Annotated in this window: 17 protein-coding genes; 6 read left to right on the top strand and 11 right to left on the bottom strand. The window is 62.6% G+C overall.

Features of this window, described 5'->3' with window-relative positions:
* Nucleotides 1-24: 24 nt before the first annotated feature.
* The 3 genes from phnC to phnE (LE416_RS02460) are packed head-to-tail and all read left to right on the top strand — an operon-like array spanning nt 25 to nt 2,364.
* Complete coding sequence (gene phnC / locus LE416_RS02470; protein WP_225046912.1) at nt 25-789, top strand: phosphonate ABC transporter ATP-binding protein; 765 nt, start codon at nt 25-27, stop codon at nt 787-789.
* Between the two features lies 1 nt (nt 790).
* Nucleotides 791-1,564 carry a phosphonate ABC transporter, permease protein PhnE gene (gene phnE, locus LE416_RS02465; RefSeq protein ID WP_225046911.1) on the top strand — a complete coding sequence of 258 codons (774 nt, stop codon included), beginning with the start codon at nt 791-793 and terminating at the stop codon, nt 1,562-1,564.
* Nucleotides 1,561-2,364 carry a phosphonate ABC transporter, permease protein PhnE gene (gene phnE / locus LE416_RS02460; RefSeq protein WP_225046910.1) on the top strand — a complete coding sequence of 268 codons (804 nt, stop codon included), beginning with the start codon at nt 1,561-1,563 and terminating at the stop codon, nt 2,362-2,364. Before phnE (LE416_RS02465) ends, phnE (LE416_RS02460) begins: the two co-directional genes overlap by 4 nt.
* A 371-nt stretch (nt 2,365-2,735) precedes the next feature.
* Here phnE (LE416_RS02460) and LE416_RS02455 read toward each other — a convergent pair whose 3' ends face one another.
* Nucleotides 2,736-3,938, bottom strand: a complete 1,203-nt coding sequence (locus LE416_RS02455) for a glycoside hydrolase family 27 protein (RefSeq protein WP_225046909.1) — start codon at nt 3,936-3,938, stop codon at nt 2,736-2,738.
* Nucleotides 3,939-4,269: 331 nt separating this feature from the next.
* On the opposite strand from LE416_RS02455, the gene araA reads away from it, so the two are divergent.
* Nucleotides 4,270-5,703, top strand: coding sequence for an L-arabinose isomerase (gene araA / locus LE416_RS02450; protein WP_225046908.1), 1,434 nt, complete (start codon nt 4,270-4,272; stop codon nt 5,701-5,703).
* Nucleotides 5,704-5,708: 5 nt separating this feature from the next.
* On the top strand, nt 5,709-7,310 hold the full coding sequence (locus LE416_RS02445) for a xylulokinase (protein WP_225046907.1): 1,602 nt from the start codon (nt 5,709-5,711) through the stop codon (nt 7,308-7,310).
* A gap of 138 nt (nt 7,311-7,448) precedes the next feature.
* Here LE416_RS02445 and LE416_RS02440 read toward each other — a convergent pair whose 3' ends face one another.
* Nucleotides 7,449-8,537, bottom strand: a complete 1,089-nt coding sequence (locus LE416_RS02440; RefSeq protein ID WP_225046906.1) for a GntR family transcriptional regulator — start codon at nt 8,535-8,537, stop codon at nt 7,449-7,451.
* A 103-nt stretch (nt 8,538-8,640) separates the two neighbouring features.
* On the opposite strand from LE416_RS02440, the gene LE416_RS02435 reads away from it, so the two are divergent.
* Entirely contained in the window at nt 8,641-9,372 is a 732-nt protein-coding gene (locus LE416_RS02435; RefSeq protein WP_225046905.1) for an L-ribulose-5-phosphate 4-epimerase, read from the top strand.
* A 79-nt stretch (nt 9,373-9,451) separates the two neighbouring features.
* Here the strand turns inward: LE416_RS02435 and LE416_RS02430 are convergent, their stop codons facing one another.
* The 9 genes from LE416_RS02430 to LE416_RS02390 form a co-directional block, all read right to left on the bottom strand.
* Nucleotides 9,452-10,828 carry an Nramp family divalent metal transporter gene (locus LE416_RS02430; RefSeq protein ID WP_225046904.1) on the bottom strand — a complete coding sequence of 459 codons (1,377 nt, stop codon included), beginning with the start codon at nt 10,826-10,828 and terminating at the stop codon, nt 9,452-9,454.
* A 234-nt stretch (nt 10,829-11,062) separates the two neighbouring features.
* On the bottom strand, nt 11,063-11,683 hold the full coding sequence (locus LE416_RS02425) for a sugar O-acetyltransferase (protein ID WP_225046903.1): 621 nt from the start codon (nt 11,681-11,683) through the stop codon (nt 11,063-11,065).
* A gap of 272 nt (nt 11,684-11,955) precedes the next feature.
* Nucleotides 11,956-12,414 (bottom strand): MarR family winged helix-turn-helix transcriptional regulator, encoded by a 459-nt coding sequence (locus LE416_RS02420; RefSeq protein ID WP_225046902.1) that lies wholly within the window; start codon nt 12,412-12,414, stop codon nt 11,956-11,958.
* Nucleotides 12,415-12,444: 30 nt separating this feature from the next.
* A complete protein-coding gene (locus tag LE416_RS02415; protein WP_225046901.1) occupies nt 12,445-15,162 on the bottom strand; it encodes a YhgE/Pip family protein in 2,718 nt (905 codons plus the stop codon).
* 353 nt (nt 15,163-15,515) lie between these two features.
* A complete protein-coding gene (gene rlmD, locus LE416_RS02410; RefSeq protein ID WP_225046900.1) occupies nt 15,516-16,880 on the bottom strand; it encodes a 23S rRNA (uracil(1939)-C(5))-methyltransferase RlmD in 1,365 nt (454 codons plus the stop codon).
* Between the two features lie 425 nt (nt 16,881-17,305).
* A complete protein-coding gene (locus tag LE416_RS02405) occupies nt 17,306-18,793 on the bottom strand; it encodes an ABC transporter substrate-binding protein (RefSeq protein WP_225046899.1) in 1,488 nt (495 codons plus the stop codon).
* A 221-nt stretch (nt 18,794-19,014) separates the two neighbouring features.
* Complete coding sequence (locus tag LE416_RS02400) at nt 19,015-19,938, bottom strand: carbohydrate ABC transporter permease (protein ID WP_225046898.1); 924 nt, start codon at nt 19,936-19,938, stop codon at nt 19,015-19,017.
* An 11-nt stretch (nt 19,939-19,949) separates the two neighbouring features.
* Nucleotides 19,950-20,915 (bottom strand): ABC transporter permease, encoded by a 966-nt coding sequence (locus LE416_RS02395; protein ID WP_420844367.1) that lies wholly within the window; start codon nt 20,913-20,915, stop codon nt 19,950-19,952.
* A gap of 187 nt (nt 20,916-21,102) precedes the next feature.
* A complete protein-coding gene (locus tag LE416_RS02390; RefSeq protein WP_225046897.1) occupies nt 21,103-22,593 on the bottom strand; it encodes an ABC transporter substrate-binding protein in 1,491 nt (496 codons plus the stop codon).
* Nucleotides 22,594-22,906 lie beyond the last annotated feature (313 nt).

Below are 22,906 nucleotides of genomic sequence, written 5' to 3'. Positions count from 1 at the left end.
GCCGCGTTTTCAGGAGGAAAACACATGTCAGAACCAAAGCCCGTCATTGAATTCGACCATGTCAACAAGATCTATGACAATGGGGTCCTCGGCCTCAAAGACATTAACTTGACGATCATGCCTGGCGAATTCGTTGTCGTTGTGGGCCTGAGTGGTGCCGGTAAGAGTACCCTCATGCGCGCCGTGAACCGCCTGCACGATATTTCCAACGGGGATATCCGCATCGATGGAGAGTCGATCACCAAGGCCCGCGGCAAGCAGCTGCTGCACATCCGTCGCAACATCGGGATGATTTTCCAGAACTTCAACCTGGTGCGTCGCGCCACGGTGCTGAAAAACGTCCTGACCGGGCGCGTCGGTTACTACCCGACCTGGAAGATGATGTTCGGCCTGTTCAGCCCGGAGGACAAGCAGCGTGCCTACGAGGCCCTGCAGACCGTCGAGCTTGAGGACAAGGTCTACACCCGCGCCGATCAGCTCTCCGGCGGTCAGCAGCAGCGTGTCTCCATCGCGCGCGCACTGACTCAGGCGCCGAAGATCATTCTGGCCGATGAGCCGATCGCCAGCCTCGACCCGCAGACCACCAAGCGCGTCATGGACGACCTGCGCCGCATCAACCAGGAGATGGGCATCACGGTTCTGATCAACCTCCACAACGTCGAGCTGGCCCAGGAGTACGGGACCCGCATCATCGGCATCCGCGCCGGCGAGAAGGTCTTCGACGGGCCGGTCTCAGAAGCCGACGACGCGACGATGGCGCAGATCTACAGCGGCGAAGAGGAGGGTTAAGATGACCTTACCAAAGCGTGCTTTTCCTTGGCAAAAGTGGGTCTTGACCATCATCATGGTGCTCGGGCTGATCTGGTCGGCCTTCATCACCGACGCGCACATGGGCAAGTTCTTCGAGAACTTCGGCGAGTTCACCAAGATTTTCGTCGAGATGTGCCAGCCCGACTGGTCCTACACCACCTACGTCTTCCAGCCGATGATTGAAACCATCAAGATGGCCGTCATCGGGACCCTGATCGGCTCCGTGCTCGCCTTCCCATACGCTTTGCTGGTGGCCCGCAACATCGTCACCAACAAGGTCGTGGTCGGCGTCTTCCGCTTCATCCTGAACATCGTCCGCACGATTCCTGACCTGATGCTCGCCGCCCTGTTCGTTGCCGTTGTCGGTATCGGCCCGGTTGCCGGTGTCATCACCCTGGCGATTTTCACCTTCGGCATGGTCGGCAAGCTGTTCTACGAGGCCGTCGAGACCATCGACCCCGGCCCACTTGAGGCCGTGCGCGCGGCCGGTGCCGGGCGCCTCGAGATCATCCGCTTCGCGGTGCTCCCACAGATTGCCAACTACTTCGTCTCCTACGTGCTGTACGCCTTTGAGATCAACGTCCGCGCCAGTACCGTGCTTGGGTACCTGGGTGCCGGTGGTATCGGGGTTTACCTGCAGCAGGCCCTGTCGATGTTCCGCTACGACCGCGTCGGCCTGATGGTGCTGGTCATCTTCATCGTCGTGCTGTTGATCGATTACACCAGTGGTAAAATGCGGGAGGCCTTGCTATGACCGAAATGAAAAAACTGCCGGCACAGCCGGCGCAGCACCGCTGGCCGTTTTGGCTCGGCTGGGCGGCCGTCATCGTCCTGATTGTCTGGTCCTTCACCGGCATGCCGAGCTTCGAGCTCAAGCAAAACGCGGTGATGGTGGCCAAGTCCATGCTCGACGGCCTGATTCACCCCGACTGGAGCTACGTCTGGACCGGCGACGGCGAGGACCTGACCAACGCCCTGCTCCAAACCCTGGGCATCGCGTTCCTCGGGACCTTCATCAGTGCGATCATCAGCCTGCCCTTCGCCTTCTGGGCGGCGCACACCAAAAACAAGTTCTGGCTCACCTCGCGCTCCGGTAAGTTCGTGCTCACCGCGATCCGCACGTTCCCAGAAATCGTCATGGCCCTGATGTTCATCAAGGCGGTCGGCCCCGGCTCCTTCGCCGGTGTCCTGGCGGTCGGCTTCCACAGTGTCGGCATGCTCGCCAAGCTGTTCTCCGAGGCGATCGAAAACATGGACAACGGCGCCGGCGAGTCCGTCACCGCGGCCGGCGGCACCCGGCTGGACGTCACCATCCTGGCTTCCCTGCCGCAGCTGCTCCCCGAATTCGTCTCCAACACCCTGTACCGCTTCGAGCTCGCGATCCGTTCTGCCTCGATCCTGGGCATGGTCGGTGCCGGCGGGGTCGGGACGCCTCTGATCTTCGCGATTCAGACGCGTTCCTGGCCGCGGGTCGGCATCATCCTGATCGGCATCATCATCATGGTCACGGCCGTCGACTGGCTGTCCGGTGCGCTGCGCAAGCGCCTGGTCTGACTTAAGTCTTCCAAGACAACAGAAAAGCGCCAACTTCCAAGATTCTGGAAGTTGGCGCTATTTGTATTCCAAGGCGGAGCGAGGCGCACTTAGCGGGACGGGTTGCCTAGCCGGGATGATTGAGCCGCACTTTGGCTCGAGCACCCCGGCGTAGCAAGCCGCGCCCGCGTTGCCCCGCGCAGCCCGACGATGACCAGGGCGGAGCGGGGCGCACTTAGCGGGACGGGTTGCCTAGCCGGGGGGATTGGGCCGCACTTTGGCCCGAGCATCCCGGCGTAGCAAGCCGCGCCCGCGTTGCCCCGCGCAGCCCGACGATATCCAAGGCGGAGAAGCGCGGTCTCAGGGCACCGGCTAGCGCAGGGTGGCGCTGGCTACCGCGCCGTCGCCCAGGCGGCAACCCCGTGCGGCGCGATGGCGTCTGCCGTCCACAGTGGCTCGGCGGTCGCCGCCCGCTTTGGCAGCGGCACAGGTTGCTCGGTCAGGTTGAACACCGCGACGTAATCGTTCTTTGCACCGCGGCCGTGCCAGATCACCCGCTTCTCGTCCGCGTCAACCTGCCAGGCCTCAATCAGGTCCTCGCGCATCGCCATCAGCTTCGGGTTGGTGTAAAGCGCCTCCTCGGGGCCACTGGCCGTCAGGTCGCCGCCGAGAAACATCGGCGCCTGCAACAGCGACCACAGCGTCAGCATCGTCTGGGCCTCGGCGGTCGTGAAGCGCGAGCGCGGCCCGCCCTGGCGCTGAAGAATCGCCCCGAGCGGCAGCATGTCCGGATCCGGCCAGCTGCCCTGCCGCACGAACGGCGCCCACTTGGCGGCCACCGGGAACATCCCCTCAAGCTGCGGCCAGGTGTCCCAGAAGTCGTCGGTCAGCCGCCACATGTTGGCGTTTTGCTGCAAAAAGGCGCCCTCGTTGATGTCGGCCGGGCCCGGCGATAGGCTGAGCACCATCTCACGGCCCGTTTTGTCAATCGCCCGGCGTAGCGCGACGATCTCCGACTTCATCATCCCGTACAGCGTGGAGTCGGCGATGTCGTCGCACTTGATGAAGTCCACGCCCCAGCTGGCGTACAGTGCCGCCACGCTGTCGTAGTAGGCCTGGGCGCCGGGCTTTGCCATGTCAAGCCCGTACATGTCGGGGTTCCAGCGGCAGATGTTGTTGGCCGCCACGTCGCGCGCCCGGATCCCGTCCCCGAAGGTCAGGTCGCGGTGCACCGCCTGGCGCGGAATGCCGCGCATCATGTGGATGCCGAACTTCAGCCCCAGCCCGTGCACGTAATCCGCAAGCGCCGTGAAGCCGCCGTCGCCTTTTGCCGAGGGAAAACGGTTCGGCGCCGGGATCAGCCGGCACTGGTCGTCCATCAAAAGGTCGGTGAACGGGCGGTAGGCCCAGCCGTCCGGGTTCGGCTGCGACCACTGGATGTCCACGACCACGTAGGTGTAGCCGAACTGGCGCAGGTGGGCGGCCATGTAGTCGGCGTTGGCGCGCACCTCGGCCTCGGTCACGGAGGCACCGAAGCAATCCCAGCTGTTCCACCCCATCGGCGCGCGCGGCGCCCATTGTTGAAAGTCTGCCATGTTGAGTTGTTCCCTTTCCGCATGCCGCCGCCCGATGGCAGCGGTCACATTGTGAGATTGGACCGCGGCGACGCGACGTCGGCGCGGCTAGTTTACGTACAAATTCTAGTCGGTTGCGCCGATAATGACAAGTCACTTGCGCCAACAAAAGCCGATTTTTGGCCGATACCGCGGGAAATCTCCGCGGCCGTCCGAGACGTCCGGTCACCGTCGCCCGATTAGTTGTCCGATTTTCGTCGGTCGCAATTGAATTATCCGGACAAATATTCTAGTATCGTGACGAAAGCCCTACCAATTACCCGGTCCTCGCGACCAGCAAGGAGAACAACTCATGCTCACAACCCATTCCTATCAATTCTGGTTCATCGTCGGCTCCCAAGCTTTATATGGCGAGGACGACCTGCGTCAGGTGCGCGCCGATGCTGAACACATCGTCGACGCGCTGAACGCGGCCAAGACCCTGCCCTACCCCGTCGTCCTCAAGGAGGTCGCCATCGATGCGGCCACCATCACCCGCGGCATGAAGGAGGCCAACTTCGACGACACCTGCGCCGGCGTCATCACCTGGATGCACACCTTCTCACCCGCTAAGAACTGGATTCGCGGCACCAAGCTGCTGCAAAAGCCGCTGCTGCACCTGGCCACCCAGTTCCGCCAGGACATTCCGTGGGCCACCATCGACATGGACTACATGAACCTCAACCAAAGCGCCCACGGCGACCGCGAGTACGGCTTCATCAACGCCCGGCTGCGCAAGCACAACAAGGTCGTCTACGGCTTCTGGGGTGACGCGGCAGTGCAAAAGGAAATCGCCGACTGGATGGACGTCGCCGTCGCCTACAACGAAAGCTTCAACATCAAGGTCGCGCGCTTTGGCGACAACATGCGCAACGTCGCCGTGACCGAGGGTGACAAGATTGAGGCCCAGATTCAGCTGGGCTGGACCGTCGATTACTACGGCATCGGCGACCTAGTGGACGAGATGACCCGCGTCAGTGAGGCCGACATCGACGCCGAGTACGCCGACCTTAAGGCCCGCTACGACCTGGTCGTCGGCGCCAACGACCCCGCGTTTTACGAACAGCAGGTCCGCTACCAGCTCAAGGAAAAAATCGCGATGCAGCGCTTCTTTGAGCGCGGCGGCTACTCGGCCTTCACCACCAACTTCGAGGACCTCTGGGGCATTGAGCAGCTGCCGGGCCTGGCCGTCCAGCTCCTGAACCGCGAGGGCTACGGCTTCGCCGGCGAGGGCGACTGGAAGACCGCGGCGCTGGACCGCCTACTCAAGATCGCCAGCGGTAACCGGGCGACCGGCTTCATGGAAGACTACACGCTGGACCTGCGCCAGGGCCACGAGGTGATCCTCGGCTCCCACATGCTGGAGGTCGACCCGACGCTTGCGACCACCAAGCCGCGCGTCGAGGTTCACCCGCTGGGCATCGGCGACCGCAAGGACCCGGCACGGCTGGTCTTTGACGGCCAGGTCGGCGACGCGATCGACGTCACCGTTTCGGACTTCGGCGACGAATACCGCCTGATCGGCTACAGCGTCGACGCCAAGGCGGCCGAGGCCCCGGCCCCACACCTGCCGGTTGCGCGCCAGCTCTGGACGCCCAAGGTCGGCCTGAAGCGGGGCGCCACCGCCTGGATTCAAAACGGCGGCGGTCACCACACCGTCTTCAGCACCACGCTGACCATGGCGCAGCTGGCAGACCTCGCCACCATGTTCAAGCTCACCTTCGTCAACCTGGACGAAAGCCGGTGAGCGCCATGACCCGCCATCCCTCCGAGCGCCTCAGCCTGGGCATCGAGCTGGGCTCCACGCGCATCAAGGCCGTCTTGATCGATGGCCAGGCGCAGACACTGGCCACCGGCAGCCACGCCTGGGAGAACCGGCTGGAAGCCGGCTACTGGACCTACGACCTGCAGGACGCCTGGCGCGGCATTCAGGACTGCATCGCCCAGGTGGCGACGCAGGTGCAGGCGGCCACCGGACACCCGCTGACCACGCTTGATGCGATCGGTGTGTCCGCGATGATGCACGGCTACCTGGCCTTCGCCGCCGACGGCACGCAGCTGGTGCCGTTTCGCACTTGGCGCAACAACACCACGGCCCAATCCGCCGCGGCGCTCAGCGATGCCCTTTCGTTCAACGTGCCGCAGCGCTTCAGCGTCGCCCACCTCTACCAGGCGATGCTCGACGACGAGGCGCACCTGCCGCGCCTCGCCTTCCTGACGACGCTGGCCGGCTACATCCACTGGCAGCTCAGCGGAAAAAAGGTGCTGGGCGCAGGCGACGCCTCCGGCATGTTCCCGCTTGACGCCGCTGGCCGCGCCTACGACCCCGCGCGCCTGGCCCAGTTCGACGCGCTGGCGGCCGCGGCCGGCTACCCGGTGAGCCTGCGCGCGCTGCTGCCAACGCCCCTGCCGGCCGGCAGCGCGGCCGGGCGACTGACGGACCACGGCGCCCAACTGCTGGACCCCACCGGCACCCTGCGCTCCGGTGCGCTGATGGCCCCGCCGGAGGGCGACGCCGGCACCGGCATGGTCGCCACCAACAGCGTGCGGCCGGGCACCGGCAACGTGTCGGTCGGCACCTCGGCCTTTTCCATGATCGTGCTGAACCGGCCGCTTCACACCGTGCAGCCGGACATCGACTGCGTGACCACCCCGGCCGGCGCGCCGGTCGCGATGGTGCACGCCAACAACTGCACCAGCGACCTCAACGCCTGGTTCGGCCTGTTCGGCGAGCTGGCGGAGGCGCTCGGTGCGCCCCAGGCCGCCGATGCGCTGTACGGCAGGCTGCTTTCACTCACCGCCGCGGCCGATGCGGACGCCGGGGGGCTGGTGAACTACGCCAACCTGTCGGGGGAAAACATCACCGCAGTCGCCGCCGGGCGGCCGTCGGCGGTGCGAACCCCGGACGCGCACTTCACCCTGGCCAACTTCATCCAAAGCCAGCTGTTCGCCGCCTTCGCCCCGCTCAAGATCGGCAGCGACCGGCTGGTGCAGGCGGAGGGCATCCGCGCGACGCGGCTGGTGGCCCAGGGCGGGCTGTTTCGCACCCCGAAGATTGCACAGCAGGTGCTGGCCGACGCCCTGGCCACGCCGATCACGGTGATGCAAAACGCCGGCGAGGGCGGACCGTGGGGCGCTGCGGTGCTGGCGGCCTTCGCGCTGGATTCGCACGGGTTTGACAACCTTGGTGACTACCTGGACCGGGTGATTTTTGCCGGCGCCAGCGGCACGACCCTTGCGCCGACCGCCGCGGGCACCGCGGGCTTTGACCGCTACATCGCCCAGTACCAGCGCGGCCTGCCCGCGATTCGCCTGGCAGGGGCTGACCTGCCGCTGCACGCCGCTTGGTCCTGACCGCAGGCGGCAGCCAACCACCCGCCGGATTCGTCAGCTCCCACGGGCGCGAGCCATCGCCGGACCGGCCTGCCCCGGCGGGATTGTCGCGGCACACAAAAAGGCACGCCGCGTTCGGCGTGCCTGTGGGTTGTCGTGTTATTCGGCCAAGTCGCGCACCGTGTCGCCCGGCACCACCACCGGGGCGTACACGCGCGACTGGGGCAGCGCGGCCTTGGGTGCGGCCGCAAGCATCGAAAGCATCATCGCCGCGGCGTCTTGCCCCATCTGCGCCTTGGGGTGGTCGATCGAGGTCAGCTGCTCCCCGGTGGCGGTGGCCAGCCCCGCGTTGTCAAAACCGATCAACGACAGGTCGGCCGGCACGGTCAGCCCCAGCCCCTGCGCCACGGTCGCCACGCGCAGCGCCACCGTATCGTTGTAGCAGACAACGGCGGTCGGCCGGTCGGGGCGGGCCAGGACGGCCGTCAGCTGCGCCTCAAGCGTTGCCGGGGCCGTCTCGGTGCGGTACGTGACGAGGCTGGCGGCGGTCGACCCACTCATACGCTGCAGCGCGGTCACGAAGCCGTTCATGCGGTCGATGCCCTGCTGGTCGTCGGTCTTGAACACCCCGAGCAGGCGGCGGTGGTGGCGCGCCAGGACGTACTCGGTCGCCAGCCGCCCGCCTGCGGCATCGTCCATCACCAGGGCCGGCACCGGCAGATCCGCCGCGCGCGCGTTGATCGTGAGCATCGGCACCCCGGCCTCAAGCAGCTTGCGGTAGCCGTCGCGGTTGGCGAGCTCGAAGGCCGACTGGCTGGGCTCGATGATCAGCCCGGACACCGGGTTGGCAAGAAAACGCGCGAGCGTCTGGGCCTCAAGCGCCGGGTCATTGCGGGTGCTGGCCAGCATCAGCGCGACCCCGGAGGCGCTCAGTGTTTGCTCCACGCCCTCGATGATGGCGGGAAAAATATAATCGTTCAGGTAGGTCGCAATCACCGCCACGGTGCCCTGCGCCGGCTGACCGGCTCCCCGCTTGGCCTTAGGGGTGACGAAGCTGCCGGCCCCCTGCACGCGGTAAACCCAAGCCGCGGCCTCAAGCTCGGCCAGCGCCTTGCGGATGGTGTGGCGGCTGACGGCAAACTGCTGCATCAGCGCGCTTTCGGTCGGCAGCTGGGCGTCGTCGCCGTACTGCCCGTCCGCGATCCAACCGCGGATGGCGGCCGTGACCGCCTGGTACTTTTTTTCCATAAGCTCGCGTCTCCCTTAGATTGGTGCGGATAAATTCTACCGCTTGGCGCGCCGAAGCTCAAGTCCGCGCACCGCTTAGCAAAAATGATACGGAGGAATTGCAATGCTTGAACAACTGAAACAAGAAGTCTACGAGGCGAACATGCAGCTGCCAAAGCTCGACCTGGTCACCTTCACTTGGGGCAACGTCTCGGGCATCGACCGCGCCGCCGGCCTGTTCGTGATCAAGCCCTCGGGCGTCGCCTACGACAAGCTGACGCCCGATGACATGGTGGTGGTCAACCTCAAGGGCGAGGTCGTCGAGGGCAGGCTGAACCCCTCGAGCGACACGCCGACCCACACGGTGCTGTACAACGCCTTCCCCGACATCGGCGGCATCGTCCACACCCACTCACCGTGGGCCGTGGCCTTCGCCAGCGCCCAGCTGCCGGTGCCGGCCCTGAACACCACCGCGGCGGACACCTTCTACGGCGACGTGCCGGTCACCGCACCGTTGACCCAGGCGCAGATTGAGCGCGCCTACGAGGCGGAAACCGGCAACGCAATCGTCACCACCTTCCAGGATGAGGGCATCGACCCCACCGCGGTGCCGGCGGTGCTGGTCGCCCAGCACGGGCCCTTCGCCTGGGGGGCGACGCCGGCCCAGGCGGTCTACAACGCCAAGGTGCTGGAGGTCGTCGCCGAGATCGACTACCACGCGCTGACGCTGAGCCACAAAGACAGCCACGTGCCGCAGTACCTGCTGGACAAGCACTACTACCGCAAGCACGGCAAGGACGCCTACTACGGCCAAAGCAACCCGCAAAGCGGCACCCACGCCGCACACCAGGCGTAACCCCAACTCAGCATAACACAAAAGGCGATTGCCTCGACCGCAGCAGCGGTGACGGCAATCGCCTTTTTGGCAGCGAGGGTCAGCCCACGATGCCCAAGGTCTGAAGAATCAGGTACACGTTCAGCGCGATCAGCACCCAAGTCGCGGTCCAGGCGCACACGCGCACCCAGGTCTTGTTGGCGAACTCGCCCATCAAGTCCCGGTTGGAGGTGAAGGCCACCAGCGGGATGACCGCAAACGGCAGCGCCACGCTGAGGAACACCTGCGAGAAGGTCAGCAGGTCCTCGATCTTGGCCTCGTTGCCGTGGTAGTAGATGGCAAAGACCAGAACCGGCGTGACGGAGAGCAGCCGGGTCAGCAGGCGCTGCGCCCACATCGGCATCTTCAGGTGGATGAAGCCCTCCATGATGATCTGCCCGGCCAAGGTCCCGGTGATCGTCGAGCTTTGACCCGACGACAGCAGCGCGACGGCGAACAGCATGGACAGCACGGGGCTGGCGATAGCGCCGACCACCTGCGAGTCGCTCAGCGCGTGGAACAGGTCGACGAAGCGACCGAGGTCGGAGTTGGTGCCGTAAAACAGCGCCGCACCGAGGATCAACAGCAGCGAGTTGACGATGAACGCCAGGAACAGCTGCATGTTGGAGTCGATGGTGGAGAAGCGGACGGCCTTGGCCAGCTCGTCACGGTTCTTGCGGTCCACCTTACGGGTCTGGGAGATCGACGAGCCGAGGTACAGGTCGTGCGGCATCACGGTCGCACCGACAATCCCCAGCGTCAGGTACAGCATGCCGTGGTTGGTCAGGATTTCCTTGACCGGCAGGTAACCCTCGAGGATCCCGGTGATGCTCGGCTTGGCGAGGAAGACCTCGTAGGCGAACACCAGGAGAATCACGGCGACCAGCGTGGCGACGATTGCCTCGATCTTGCGGAAGCCCAGCTTCATCAAAAGCAGCAGGATCAAGACGTCGGCGGCGGTGATGATGATGCCGACGATCAGCGGAATGTTGAACAGCAGCTTGATGGCGATCGCCGAGCCGATGATCTCGGCGATGTCGGTTGCCATGATGGCGAGCTCGGCGACGATCCAAAGCAGGAAGCCGGAGACCTTACCGGTGTGCTCGCGCGTCAGCTGCGCCAGGTCCTTCCCCGTCACGATGCCCAGTTTGGCGGCCATGCTCTGAAGCAGCATGGCGATCAAACTGGACAGCAGGACGACGGCCAGCAGGCGGTACTGGAACTGCGCGCCCCCGGCGATCGAGGTGATCCAGTTACCCGGATCCATGTAGCCCACGGCGATCAGGACGCCGGGGCCGGTGTAGGCCATCAGGGTGCGGAAAAAGCCCGCGTTCTTGGGGACCTCGACGGAGCCGTTGACCTCGTCTAAACTCTTTTGCCCGGGTTCCTCCGCAAAGTGCAGGACCTCGCGCTTCTTCTTCGGTTCATTTGCCTTCATTTCGAGTGGCCTCTTTTCTATTGGATTAGAAATTTGGTGTCAAATCCGCCCGGCCTAACCGGGTGCTCGTGTAACCCCACATGATACTGTACCCCGCGAGCAACCATAAAACAAGTATATTTTTTGGGCTTCCTAATCTTTCTGTAATGCCGCGCGGCGCGGCGGCTTGCGCGCGATTGCCCCCGCCGTCACCGACCGGAGTTTAGCGCCGCCTAGCCAGCTCGCCGGCCTCGGTCACTCGGCCGTGTGGGTCGCCTCGTAGGCCGCCTTTTGGGCCTCCCAGTCCGCCTTATCCGCTTCCGTGATCGGCCGAATCACCTTGGCCGGCACCCCGGCCGCCACCACGTTGGCGGGCAGATCGTGCGTCACCACGGCGCCGGCGCCGACCACGGTGTTGGCCCCGATGGTCACACCGGGGCACACCGTGACGTTGCCGCCCAGCCAGACGTTGTCGCCGATGGTGATCGGGTGGCCGTACTCCAGGTCGGCGTTGCGAATGGCCGGAATCAGCGGGTGCCCCGCCGTGTAAAGCCCGACGCGCGGGCCAAACATCACGTGGTCGCCGATGGTGATCGGCGCGATGTCGAGGAGAATGCAGTCATAATTGGCGTAAAATCTTTGGCCAACGTGAACATTTTCCCCGTAGTCCACGCGGATCGGCACCTCCATGTACGGATCGCCGCTCGGACTGTCGATCAGCTGGTTCAAAATCTCCTGGCGCTCATCCATCTGCTTGGGGGCGGTCTGGTTGAACGCGTACACCAACTCCCGCGCCCGTTCGCGCCCGGCCTGAAGCTCCGCGCCTCCCGAGTAGTACAGCTTGCCTGCGACCATCAATTCCTTATCCGTTGCCATGTTAGGCCCTCCATTCTGATTCCGGGCGTGCGCCTGAAACCGTTACCCCAAGCTTAACACTCCCGGTGGTGCGCGTCATCGGGTTGCCAAAGCGCGATACCGGTAACCAAGGCGTCCCCGCGCCGCCCGGCTAGCTAAAGGCGCTCCACGCCCTGCCTGTCGCTACCCGGGATCTCAGCGCGCCTTGCGCCGCGCTGGGTTCGTCGCGCTGGGACGCAAAAAACGCCAGCCGGTTGCCCGGCTGGCGCTCGCAGGTCTGTTCAGGGTTTGGGTCACGCGCCGTCGTCTGCGGGGACCACCGGGCGAATCAGCTTGTCGCCGACCTTCTGGAGCAGCCGCAGCAGCTCGCGGGCGTCCGGCTCGCCGAGCGCGACCACCCAGCGGTCGAAGCGCGCGGCGATGGTGACGTCCAGGCGGGCGACCACCGCCGCGCCGCTTGCCGTCAACACCAGCGGCAGCCGCCTTCGGTCGCTCACGTGGCGCTCCTGCGTGATCATCCCCCGGGCCATCAGCGCCTTGATCTGGCGCGAAATCGCCGCCCGGGTGACGCCGCGGCGCTGCGCAATCTCGGTCATGGCCAGCCGGTGGCCGGCCGCCAAGTCGTGCATGATGAAGAACTGCTCGAAGGACAACCCGTCCGCCTTCATCGGCGCATTGATCAGGTCGTCGATGTTCTTGAACGTTTCGAAGTACATCTCAATGTAGTCGTTCAACAGCTGTGCGTCCGCCACGGCGCTCCCCCCTTTTTCGCCGGCTGTGTCTTAATCCGTCGTCTTCAGTCCTTGGTGCATCATGACCGCCGGAATCATCAGGGCCAGTGAGATCAGGCCCACGGCCAGCAGGATCACGACGCTTGTGACCGTGGTGTCCGTCGCCATCCCGCCGGTGATCACCTCGCGGTAGCCGTTGATCGCGTAGGTCATCGGCAGGAACTTCTGCGTCGACTCGTACAGCGGGCTGATGGTCTCCGCTGGGAACAGGCCGCCGGAGCCGCTCAGGGTCAAAAGCCCCAGGGCGATGAAAATGCCGGCGCGGCCGAACGCGAGGTTCAAGACCATGGTCAGGTACTGCGCGGCCAGCGCGAAGAGCAGCGTCATCGCGTAGAACCCGGCGACGTTGGCCACCGGCAGATGCATCATCAGAAGCATCAGCGTGGCCTCAATCAACGCCGCCGCAACGGCGACCAGGGTGCCGATGGCAAGCTTGCCGAGCAGCCAGGCAAGCGGGCTGCGGTCGTCGTCCTCCGTCCGCTTCATCGGGTAGGCGAAGTTGAAGATGATGATCGCCACAAACATTGCGAGGGCCAGCACGTAAGGTGCAAGTGCGGCGCCGTAGTTCTTGACCGTCGTGTACTTGAGCTGGACGTCCTGGGCCGGGGCCGCGAACATCTTGGCCGTCAGCTTGGTCAGCTTGGTGGCGACAATCTGCTGGTAGCCATCGTCAAGCCCGGTGGCCAGCTGCGTGTTGCCGTCCAAAAGCTGGTCCGCACCGGAGGTCAGCTGCTTGTTTTTGGCCGTCAGCTGCTGGGTGCCGTCGTAAAGCTGCTTGACGCCACTGGTCAGCGTCGGCACCTTGCCGTTGAGCTCGTTGAGCCCCGCGGCCTCCTTGACCGACCCGTCGTAAAGCTGCTTGACGCCGCTTTGCAGGGCCGGCACGGCGTTGTTCAGCTGCGTGCTCCCGGCGTACAGCTGGGAGACGCCGCTGGTCAAAGCCGGCACCTGACCGTTGAGCTGATTAAGCCCCCCGGACAGCTGCCCGGCGCCATTGTAGAGCTGGTTGATGTCGGAGGCCAGCTGCGGCGCCTTCTTGTTCAGGGCGTTGATCCCCTCATCGAGCTGCTTGACGCCGTCGACCAAGGTCGGCGCCTGGACCTGGAGCTTCTTGAGCCCCGCGACCAGGGCGGCCAGCCCCTGGGCAAAGGTGTACTGCGCGTCGGTGCCGACGGCCGGGCGCGGCGTGTTCAGGCCAAGGTTGATCTGGCTCAGGCCGTCGTCGAGCTCGCCGACCGCCTTCAACAGCCCCTTGGGATCCTTCTCGCCGGTGTCCGGGTTGACCGTCGGATCGGTGTCCTCCGTGGTCAGGTTGTACTTGACCGTGTTCAGCACCATGTACGCGGTGCCGAGCTTGGTCGAAACCGCCCCGGACGCCTTCTTGTTGGCGGCAAAGGCTGCCTCAAGCGCCGCCTTTTGGTCCGGATCGCTGACCGCGTCGATGGCGGCCTGCATCTGCTTGTTGCTGGTGTTGAGGTCGGCCACAAGCGCCTTTTTCTCGGTGTCAAAACCGCTGCCGGTGCCCATCATGCTGGCGACGGCCGGGTACTTGGCGTCATTGTAGAAGGTCTTGAACAACCCGATCTGGCTGGTGACCGTCTTGTGCAGCTTGCTCATCGCGGCGCTCAGGCGGCTGGCGCCCGAAGGCAGTTCCTTGGTCGCCGTCTGAATCTGCTCCAGGTTGGCCGTCAGCTGGTCGATCGCATCGACGAACTTCGGGTCGTCCCCGGTCTTCGTCGACACGGCCTTGTACAGCTGATCCAGGCCGTCCGTCAGCTTCTGCACCGACCCGGTCAGGTCCGTCTCGGCCGTCTTGCCGTTGACCTGACCGTTGATCTTGCCGAGGTTGTCGTGGATGCTGACGCCGCCGGCCTGCAGCTGCGAGACGCCGCTGGCCAGGGCCGGGGTCTTGCTGTTGAGCGTCGCGAGGCCGCCGTTGAGCTGACCCACGCCTGAAGCCAGGGCCGGCGCCTTGCCGTTGAGCTGGCCGAGACCGCTCTGTAGCTGGCTGCCGCCGTCCGTCAGCTGGGCGACGCCCGAGGCCAAGGCCGGCACCTGGCCGTTCATCTGGCTCAGGCCGCCGTCGACCTGGCTCACGCCCGCCGTGTACTGGCCCAGGCCGTCTTTCAGCGTGGTCTGGCCGGCCACCAGCTTGTTGGCGCCGTTTTTGGCCACCTTGAGCTGGCTGCCGATCTCGGACACCTTGGCGAACAGCGCCTGGGCGAAGGCGGTGGTCACCTTCTCGCGAATCTGCGCGTTGAGCTTGTCCGCGCCGACCTGGCTGATGATCTCCGACACGTAGTTCAAAGAGCCGTTGGTCTGGTAGGTCAGCTTCATCTGCTTGGGGTGCGCATCGAGCAGCGTCGCCGCGTTGGCCGAAAAGTCCTTCGGCAGCGTCACGACCGTGTAGTACTTGTTGCTCGCCAGGCCCTTTTTGGCCTGCTCCGGCGTGCAGAAAATCCACTTGAGCTGCTTGTCGTCCTTCAGCTCGGCCACCGTGTCGTGCCCGGCGTTGATCGGTTCGCCCTCAAGCTCCGCGGGCTGGTCCAGGTTCACCACCGCCACCGGAATCTTGCCGGTGTTGCCGTAGGGGTCCCATGCCGAGGTCAAAAAGCAAAACGAATAGGCAAAGGGAATGAACAAGATCACCAGCATCGCCCACATCAACCCCTTGTGTTTGACGATGCTTTGAAATTCGTGCTTGAACAAATCACTTTCAACTCCTTCATCGCCCCGTGGTGAGGCGGAATTACGCACCATGGCGTGGAACTTCAACCGCATTGAATGTTTATGCCATTGACAATGATTAACTATCGGGCCTCGCCGCGTTTTTGTCAAACGTTTTCTGTGCTTCACAAGCCCCGGCCGCCGCGAAAAACCGCCGTTTCGCCGCTGACGCCGGCCCAAAAAATTGCCGATTTCACAAAATTTCAGCCGCCGTTTCCCTCGGCGCCACCCACGCGCGTCGAACGTGCGCCCAAGCCGCCAGCCGCCCGGCACCAAAAAAGCGCCCGGATTGCGGCTGCAATCCGAGCGCCTGTGGCAGGTGTCTGTATTAACGGTTACTCCGCCCGCGTCAGCACCGTGACCGACTCGATCGAGGTGGTCTGCGGGAACATGTCGACCGGCTGCGTCGCGGTCGCCTTGTAGCCGAAGCCCTGAAGCGCCGCGATGTCGCGGGCCAGGGTGGCCGGGTTGCAGGAGACGTACACCACCTTGGGCGGCAGCATCACGCCGACCGCCGCGACGAACTCGGGGGCAAGCCCCTTGCGCGGCGGGTCGACCATCAGCACGTCCGCGTGCAGCCCCTCTTCCTTCCAGGCCTGCATCACGTCCTCGGCCTTGCCGAGCACGAACTCGGCGTTGGTCACGCCGTTGAGCCGCGCGTTCTCGCGCGCGTCGGCGACGGCCTCCGGGACAATCTCGACGCCGTAGACCTGCTTAGCGTGCTTGGCCATGGTCAGGCTGATGGTGCCGATGCCCGAGTACGCGTCGATCACCACCTCCTGGCCGGTCAGCCCGGCCGCCTCAACGGCCTGGGTGTACAGCACCTCGGTCTGGGTCGGGTTGACTTGGTAGAAGCTCAGCGGGCTGATGCGGAAGCGGCTGCCCAGCAGGCTGTCTTCCAGGTACGGCGTGCCGTACAGCATCTGCGTCTTTTTGCCCAGAATCACGTTGGTCGCCCGCTCGTTGAGGTTCAAGACGATGGACACGACCTCCGGCAACGCGGCGGTGATCCCGGCCACCAGCTCGTCGAGGTAAGGCACGGCCCAGGTCCGGCTGACCAGCACGATCATCATCTGGTGCGAGAAGTAGCCGCGCCGCACCATGATGTGGCGGATCACACCGGTGTTGGTCGCCTCGTCGTAGGCGGGCACGCCGTAGCGCCGCAGCAGGTCGCGCACCACCAGCACCGCCGTATCGATCTTGGGGTCTTGAATGTAAAAATCCTCGAGCGGCAAAAGCTCGTGGGAGCGCCGCTTGTAAAAACCGGTGGTCGGCTGCCCGTTGACCATCCTCACCGGAATCTGCGCCTTGTTGCGGTAACCCGACGGCTGGGCCATGCCCAGCGTCTCTTTGACCGGCACGTCCAGGTGCGCCTTCTTGTAAAGGTTGCGGATCTGCGCGGCCTTGAAAGCCAGCTGCGCCGGGTACGCCAGGTGCTGCAGCGGCGCGATGCCGGTCTGCGTGTAGGCCGCGTCGCGCGGCGTCACGCGGTCGGGCGACGTGGTTTCAAGCGTCTTCAGCCGCGCGAAGGCGAACTTCTTTTCCGCCTTCACCACATGCACCACGGCCCGCTCGCCGGGCAGCGCGCCGTCGATGAACAGCGGGTAGCCGTCAACCTTGGCCACGCCCATGCCCTCGTAGGTCAGATCCTCAACCGTGACCGTCAATTCTTCGTTTTTTGCTACCGGTGTTTTTGCCACGATGGCCCTCCTCATTGGTTCGTACCCGTAGTGTAGCAGACTTGGCGCCGGACAACAATGCGCAGCGCGGCCGACCGCCGCATGGCAGCACCCGGCCGGCCGCGAACTGAGCCCTCCTGCGCGTCGGGCGTCGGCGGGCTTTGAAAGGCAACGCGCAAGCGGCTTGCTACGCCAAGGCACTCGGGCCAAAGAACAGCCCAAGTGCCTTGGCTAGGCTACCCGTCCCGCTAAGTGCGCCGGCCTCCGCCCTGGGCATCGTCGGGCTTTGAAAGGCAACGCGGGAGCGGCTTGCTACGCCAAGGCACTCGGGCCAAAGTGCGGCCCAAGCGCCTTGGCTAGGCAATCCGTCCCGCTAGGTGCGCCTTTCAAAGCCCTGGGCACAAAAACGGCCGAGCCTTTCGACTCGACCGTGTGCAGACGGCGGATTACTTCTTCAGAAATTCGTTGTACTGCTTTTGGATCAGCTGTTGAACCTTGTCCCAGCCAGCGCTCTTCAGCTCGGCGTTCATCTTCTTGATGGTCGGCATCGGATCCGCGGTCCCGGTGTTCAGGATGTCGGAGTACTTGCTCATCACGTTGGCGATGTTGGTCATTTCGGTCTTCACAGACGTGGTGTCCGGAACAAAGCCCAGGCCGGCAGACTGCTTGGCGTTGGCGATCTTGTCGTCGCGATCCTTGATCATCGCGTCGGTCACTTCGTCCTTGGTGTAAAGCAGCTTGTTGTTCCCGGTCATCCAAGCGCCGTAGTAGGTCTTTTCCTTGTAGCCATCGAGCGTCTTGACCTTGCCCTTAGCCTTGTCGGTGAATTCCCACTGCTTGCCTTCGATGCCCCAAACCATGGTGTTCAGGATCTTCTTGTTGGTGTTGATGGCGTTCAGGACCTCAACGGCTTCCTTCTTGTGCTTGGAAGACTTGGAGACCACGTACATCGCCATCTGGGCGTCGGACGTCGCCTTGTAAGGCTTGGAAATCTGCTTGACGGTGACGGTCTTGCCGTTGCCGCGGGCGTTGTTCAAAGCGGTTGAGCCGTAGTCGAAGGGACCGTTCGTCTCGACGCGGGTGAACCAAGTGTCCTCAGGCAGGTTGTAAGCGGTGCTGGAGGTTGCGGCATCCTGTGGGATGTAGCCCGCCTGGTACCAGCTGTGCAGGGTCTTGAGGTTCTTTTGCATCGTCTTGGTGTCGTACGGGTTTTCAACCTTCGTGGTCTTGCCCGTCTGGTCGATCACGAACGGGTAGGCGTTGCTCAGTGGGTACTCGTAGCTGTGAGTGGCGTCAAAGGCCGGGGCGTGGTAGCCCTTGCCGATGGCAAACGCCGCGACGCCAGGGTTGGCCTTGTGGAAGGCCGCAAGCGCCGGGGTGGCGTCTTGAAGGGTCTTCACGTCGTCAACACTGATGTTGTACTTCTTCAGGAAGGTGTCGTTGAAGGTCAGGGTTTCCTGGGAGAAAACGTTCGCGTTGGTCGGGAAGCCGTAGATCTTGCCGTTGACGGTGACCCCTTTCCAGTAGGCCTTGTTGATGCCATCGTAGGCCTTCTTGGCGTACTTCTTCAGCAGTGGCGTGAGGTCTGTGAACGCGCCTTTGTGGGCGTTGTCCACGTAGCTGCCTGAGGAGAACGCCAGGTCGAACGGATCACCGGAAGTCAGCATCACGTTGAACTTCTGGCCGTAATCGCCCCAGGAAAGGGGCTTGATTGACAGCTGAACGTTCGGGTACTGCTTTTGGATCTCCTTGTTGACGATCTTCATCATGGCCTTGTCGTTGGTCAAAACGTCACCGGGGCGGTACATCGTCACGGTCACTTTGCCATTGCTGCTGCCGCTGTCACCGTTGCTGCCGCTCTTGCCACAACCCACGAGGGCGAGGGCCGCCGCAGCGGTGCCTGCGAGTGCTAATCCTTTTTGCCACTTACTCATAGCTTAGTTCCTCCTACAAAACACAATTTTTTGGCTTTCAGCCAGTTGGTACCACATTGAGATAATTCGTTAACCATTTCACGAGGCGCTCAGGCAACAAAAATGGCAGGACACGGCAAGGGAGTGTGCGCAGATTCCGCGGTCCCCTGGCCGGCCCTGCCTCCAGGTCCGGTTGTGAACAGATACGGGTTGCGAGTGCTTGTGATGGTGTTGAAAACGGTCTAGCCCTTGACCCCGCCGACGGTCATGCCCTTGACGAAGTACTTCTGGAAGAATGGGTACGTCAGGGCGATTGGCAAGGTGGCGACCACGACGACGGCGAAGCGCATGCCTTCAGACGGGATCTCCGTGCCGGCCGCCATGGTCGACCCGCCCTGGGCCGCCTGCTGCGTCAACATCGTGATGTTGTTTTGGATCTTAACCAGCAGGTACTGCAGCGGCGTCACATCCGGACTGTCCGTGTACAGCATCGCGTTGAACCAGTCGTTCCAGTAGCCCAAAGCGGAGAACAGCGAGATGGTCGCAATCCCGGGCACCGCCAGCGGCACCACGATGCTGCGGAAAATCTTCAGCTCAGACGCCCCGTCGATGCGGGCGGACTCGATGATCGATTCCGGAATGTTAGTCAGGAAGAAAGTCCGCATGATCAACACGTTGAACACCCCGAAGGATGCCGGCAGAATCAGGGCCCAGATGCTGTCCTTCAGGTGCAGCATCTGCGTGACAACCAAGTAGTTCGGCACCATGCCCGGGGTGAAGAGCATGGAGATCAGGGCGAAGACAGTGAAGAACTTCTTGTAGTCGAAGTCACGCCGCGAAATCGCGTAGGCGTAAGTCGACGTGAAGGTCGAACTCATGATGGTCCCGACCACCGTCACGATGACGGAAATCAGGAAGGACTTGCCGACCTGGCCACCCATACCGGTCAGGTACGTGTAAGACGCCAACGTCCAGTGCTTCGGCCAAAACTGGTAGCCGTACAGGGTGATGTCCGACTCCTTGGTCAACGACAGGATGATGATGAAGACGAACGGCACCACGCAGGTGAAGGCGAAGATGCCCAGAAAAATGTTGAAGAACAGGTTGGTGCCGGCGCTGAACTTGCGGATGTCCACGGCGCTGACGACTTTTTTCTTTTTTGCCATGCGCGCGCCTCCTAAAACAGTGCCGAATCCGGCTGCAGCTTACGAACAATCGCGTTGGAGCCCAGGATCATGACCGAGCCGACCACGGACTGGATCAGACCGGTCGCGGTGCTCATGCCGATGTCGCTGGTCGTGGTCAACGCGCGGTAGACGTAGGTATCGAACGTCTGCGTCACGTTGATCAAAGTGCCCGAAGCGCGCGGCAGCAGGTAGAACAGCCCGAAGTCGGACCGGAAGATGCCGCCGATGTTGATGATCAGCATCAACGTCGCAATCGGCAGGATGTGCGGCAGCGTGACGTTTTTAATCTGCTGCCACTTGTTGGCGCCGTCCATCATCGCCGCGTCGTAGTACGACGGGTCGATGCCGGAAGCGGTCGCGAAGTACAGGATACTGTTGTAGCCGATCCCCTTCCAAACGCCCATGAAGACGATCAGGAACGGCCAGACGTACGGCGTGTTGTAGAAGTCGATGGCCGTGCCGCCCGCCCCGGTGATGATGTGGTTGATGATCCCCTTATCCGCGCTCAAGAAGGCGTAGAGGAAGTAGGCCAGAATCGCCCAAGACAGGAAGTACGGGAACAGCATCGAGGTCTGGTAGACCCGAAGCAGCCGCATGTTGCGCATCTGGCTCATCACAATGCCGAAGAAAATGGCAAAGAAGAAGTTCAGAAGCAGGAACGTCAGGTTGTACCCGACGGTATTGCGAAGTACCAGCCAGAAGTCGGCGGACTTGAAGAAGAAGATGAAGTTCTGGAACCCGACCCACGGGCTGTGGAACAGGCTGTACAGGAAGCCTCCATCCGAGTACTGGAAATTCTGGAACGCCACGACATTGGCCAACACGGGAATGTAAAAGAAGATGATCAGGAAGATGGTCCCTGGTGCGACCAGCAGGAAAAACGTGCTGTTCTTTTTCATCTTGGCGATGAAGCCCTTGTTATTACCCCCGACGACCGCGGACTGTTTCGTCTGCATTGCCATCCCTCCTTTGTGGCTCACGACTACACTATTCAGTATAAAGCGTTTACAAGTTTGACGACTTGCCATATTAAGGGTCTTACTTCACAAATTCAATGTCTTGGCGCGAATACGGCCAGTCGGTGACCCTTTTTGCAACCCGTAAAAAGAGACTGGAAGCCTCCAGTCTCTTTCTCGGCGATGCTTAGTTGTTTTCAGAACGGAACTTGTCGTACTGATCCTGGATCACCTTTTGAACCTTGTCCCAACCGGCGCTCTTCAGCTCGGCGTTCATCTTCTTGATTGCGCCCATCGGCTCAACCGTCCCGGTGTTGATGATGTCGGAGTATTTGCTGACAACGTTGGAGATGTTGGTCATTTCCGTCTTCACAGACGTGGTGTCCGGAACGAAGCCCAGCCCGGCAGACTCCTTGGCCTCCGCAATCTTCTTGTCGCGATCCTTGATCATCGCGTCGGTCACTTCGTCCTTGGTGTAAAGCAGCTTGTTGTTCCCGGTCATCCAAGCACCGTAGTAGGTCTTTTGCTTGTAACCATCCAGGGTCTTGATCTTGCCCTTCGCCTTGTCGGTGAATTCCCACTGCTTGCCCTCAATGCCCCAAACCATGGTGTTCAGGATCTTCTTGTTGGTGTTGATGGCGTTCAGGACTTCAACGGCCTCCTTCTTGTGCTTGGAGGACTTGGAAACCACGTACATCGCCATCTGGGCATCAGACGTGGACTTGTAAGGCTTGGAAATCTGGCGCACGGTTGCCGTCTTGCCGGTACGTGCGTTGTTCAACGCGGTTGCACCGTAGTCGAATGGGCCGTTGGTCTCGACGCGGGTGAACCAGGTATCCTCAGGCAGGTTGTAGGCCGTGCTTGACGTTGCGGCATCCTTTGGAATGTAGCCCGCCTGGTACCATTCGTGCAGCGTCTTCAGGTTCTTCTGCAGGGTCGGCGTGTTGTACGGGTTAACCACCTTGGTGGACTTGCCGGTCTGGTCGATCACGAACGGGTACGCGTTGCTCAGCGGGTACTCGTAGCTGTTGTCAGGCCCGAACGCCGGGGCGTGGTAGCCCTTGCCGATGGCAAACGCCGCGACACCAGGGTTAGCCTTGTGGAAGGCCGCCAGTGCCGGGGTCGCGTCTTGCAGCGAGTTGACGTTGGACACGTCGATGTTGTACTTCTTCAGGAACGTGTCGTTGAAGGTCAGCGTTTCCTGCGAGTAAACGTTGGCGTTGGTTGGGAAGCCGTAGATCTTGCCATCTACCTTGACACCCTTCCAGTACGCCGGGTTAATGGCATCGTATGCCTTTTGCGCGTACTTCTTAATCAACGGCGTCAGGTCGGTGAACGCGCCCTTGTGTGCGTTGTCGACGTAACTGCCGGAAGAGAACGCGAGGTCAAAGCCGTCGCCGGAAGTCAGCATGACGTTGAACTTCTGGCCGTAATCCCCCCAGGAGAGCGGCTTGATGGACAGCTCCACGTTCGGGTACTGCTTTTGAATCTCTTTGTTGACGATCTTCATCATGGCCTTGTCGTTGTCCAGCACATCCCCTGGACGGTACATGGTCACGGTGACCTTGCTCCCTTTGCTGCCGCTGTCACCGCTATCGTTACCCTTGCCACAGGCCACTAGTGCCAGTGTTGCCGCTGCAGTGCCAGCCAATGCTAAACCCTTTTGCCACTTTCTCATCACAAGTACCTCCTGAACATAATTTGAATGAACCCCAACTACCAAAACGAATTATGCGGGCCCCAAGATTTGGGCCAATGAGCGATGATGGTGCGATGGAAGCCTGCCGTCGCAGGCAAAGCACATGTGCAGTTTTGTTAACATTTACATTATAAAGCGCTTTCAGAATCCGTGGACTAGCCAAACTATGGAGATTACTGGTCAAATTTAAGGTGACATCGGCGAGTCGCGACGGCGGCGGTCGCCGCCACCATCGGACCGAGCGACGCGACACCCACTGGCGAGGCTGTCAACTGAAAAGGACTGGCCATAA

Source organism: Lacticaseibacillus kribbianus, from assembly GCF_020180945.1.
GTDB classification, from domain to species: Bacteria; Bacillota; Bacilli; order Lactobacillales; family Lactobacillaceae; genus Lacticaseibacillus; species Lacticaseibacillus kribbianus.
Note: the sequence above shows the minus strand (reverse complement) of the source record. Positions and strands in the feature narration are given on the sequence as shown.

Coding starts and splice junctions, on each gene's coding strand:
- phnC (WP_225046912.1), top strand. CDS start 25: ATGTCAGAACCAAAGCCCGTCATTGAATTCGACCATGTCAACAAGATC.
- phnE (WP_225046911.1), top strand. CDS start 791: ATGACCTTACCAAAGCGTGCTTTTCCTTGGCAAAAGTGGGTCTTGACC.
- phnE (WP_225046910.1), top strand. CDS start 1,561: ATGACCGAAATGAAAAAACTGCCGGCACAGCCGGCGCAGCACCGCTGG.
- LE416_RS02455 (WP_225046909.1), bottom strand. CDS start 3,938: ATGGCAGACTTTCAACAATGGGCGCCGCGCGCGCCGATGGGGTGGAAC.
- araA (WP_225046908.1), top strand. CDS start 4,270: ATGCTCACAACCCATTCCTATCAATTCTGGTTCATCGTCGGCTCCCAA.
- LE416_RS02445 (WP_225046907.1), top strand. CDS start 5,709: ATGACCCGCCATCCCTCCGAGCGCCTCAGCCTGGGCATCGAGCTGGGC.
- LE416_RS02440 (WP_225046906.1), bottom strand. CDS start 8,537: ATGGAAAAAAAGTACCAGGCGGTCACGGCCGCCATCCGCGGTTGGATC.
- LE416_RS02435 (WP_225046905.1), top strand. CDS start 8,641: ATGCTTGAACAACTGAAACAAGAAGTCTACGAGGCGAACATGCAGCTG.
- LE416_RS02430 (WP_225046904.1), bottom strand. CDS start 10,828: ATGAAGGCAAATGAACCGAAGAAGAAGCGCGAGGTCCTGCACTTTGCG.
- LE416_RS02425 (WP_225046903.1), bottom strand. CDS start 11,683: ATGGCAACGGATAAGGAATTGATGGTCGCAGGCAAGCTGTACTACTCG.
- LE416_RS02405 (WP_225046899.1), bottom strand. CDS start 18,793: ATGAGTAAGTGGCAAAAAGGATTAGCACTCGCAGGCACCGCTGCGGCG.
- LE416_RS02400 (WP_225046898.1), bottom strand. CDS start 19,938: ATGGCAAAAAAGAAAAAAGTCGTCAGCGCCGTGGACATCCGCAAGTTC.
- LE416_RS02395 (WP_420844367.1), bottom strand. CDS start 20,915: ATGCAGACGAAACAGTCCGCGGTCGTCGGGGGTAATAACAAGGGCTTC.
- LE416_RS02390 (WP_225046897.1), bottom strand. CDS start 22,593: ATGAGAAAGTGGCAAAAGGGTTTAGCATTGGCTGGCACTGCAGCGGCA.